The sequence below is a fragment of the cf. Phormidesmis sp. LEGE 11477 genome, from assembly GCF_015207105.1.
Lineage (GTDB): Bacteria > Cyanobacteriota > Cyanobacteriia > Phormidesmidales > Phormidesmidaceae > Phormidesmis.
This window is the reverse complement of record NZ_JADEXO010000282.1, coordinates 1-1,119: the sequence shown is the minus strand read 5'-3', so window position 1 is coordinate 1,119 and position 1,119 is coordinate 1. Positions and strand designations below refer to the sequence as shown.

The window sequence follows — 1,119 nt, the reverse complement described above, 5'->3', positions numbered from 1 at the left end:
ACATAATGCCCTGTTTGCGCATGGTGGCGGCGTTCTCGATATCGAGTGCTTCCGCGACTTGCAGCAATTCAGTCGGCTTTTTCTCCTTCAACTCCTGAAGGGTCATGCGGGTCATTCCCGACAGCATGGCGGGTAATGTCTTGGGTTCATTGTCGGTTTCATTGCTTTCGACATCATTCTCGAGATCGTTTTCGAGATCGTCGCCGGAGTCATTGGTATCGTTGTGGTCGGACATGGTACTCACTTGGTTTGGCAAGGTTTTTGGAATTCCGGTGGGCCCAGTTTGGCAGACAGATTTCCGCTAGCGACGGAAACATTCAAACTGGTTTTCTAGGGCATCGGGTTCGCCATTTTTCTGGCGCACACCGAAAGAGGCGTTTCGCAAGCACGAAACTTTCCTGACGAGTGACACACACCATCTTGTCAGTCAAGACGCAACTAACGCAAAGCCACCGTAGCGATCAAGACGATGACAATCGCCAGAACAGCCGGAATTTCATTGTAAATCCGGTATTTGCGCTGGGACCAGTTATTGGTTCCGTTCGCAAAATGCTGATTACGAATCGCAAAGACGTGATGAAGGCCTGTCATCACGGAAATAGCCGCCAGTTTTACCAACCAGTCCCACTCAAGAAAAATCGACCAGCCGCCGGCGCGTTCTGCATTGGACCAGATCAATAACGCGCCGAAAACCCATGCAGCAATCATGGCCGGGTTCATGATCAGCTTCAAAAGCCGGCGTTCCTGGAGTTTCAAGACCCTGTCCAGCTCTCCGCCGGGTTCAGCATTACAATGATAAACAAAAAGGCGCGGCAGATAGAGCATCCCCGCCATCCACGCGATCACAGCGAGGATATGAAAGCCCCGCAACCAGTCATATGCGCTGATCAGATGTTCAGACATTCGCCTCAATCCTGTTCGGGCATTTGCCAAATTCTGTCGGGCAGATGCGCTCACCGCAAGGTGGCTTGAGGCCGCATGGGCCTTTCAGCGCATCCAGCGTCAATTGCGCCAAAGTCTTGATATAGCCGTCCGAAACGCCCAATGCCGGAACCCGTTCATAGGCAACAACGCCTTTTTCCCGCGCCAGCTCGCCATATTCCTCATCCAGCTCGACCA

Annotated in this window: 3 protein-coding genes; all 3 read right to left on the bottom strand. The window is 52.5% G+C overall.

Going from position 1 to position 1,119, the window contains the following annotated elements:
- A partial coding sequence (locus IQ256_RS29970; RefSeq protein WP_228025411.1) for a Rho termination factor N-terminal domain-containing protein occupies nucleotides 1–235 on the bottom strand: 235 nt, incomplete at its 3' end.
- A 203-nt stretch (nucleotides 236–438) separates the two neighbouring features.
- Entirely contained in the window at nucleotides 439–903 is a 465-nt protein-coding gene (locus IQ256_RS29310; RefSeq protein WP_193859194.1) for a CopD family protein, read from the bottom strand.
- A partial coding sequence (locus IQ256_RS29305) for a hypothetical protein (RefSeq protein WP_370623579.1) occupies nucleotides 896–1,119 on the bottom strand: 224 nt, incomplete at its 5' end. The genes IQ256_RS29305 and IQ256_RS29310, both read right to left, overlap by 8 nt.

Excerpts from the sequence above, each read along its gene's own strand:
- IQ256_RS29310 (WP_193859194.1), bottom strand. The coding sequence starts at position 903 with ATGTCTGAACATCTGATCAGCGCATATGACTGGTTGCGGGGCTTTCAT.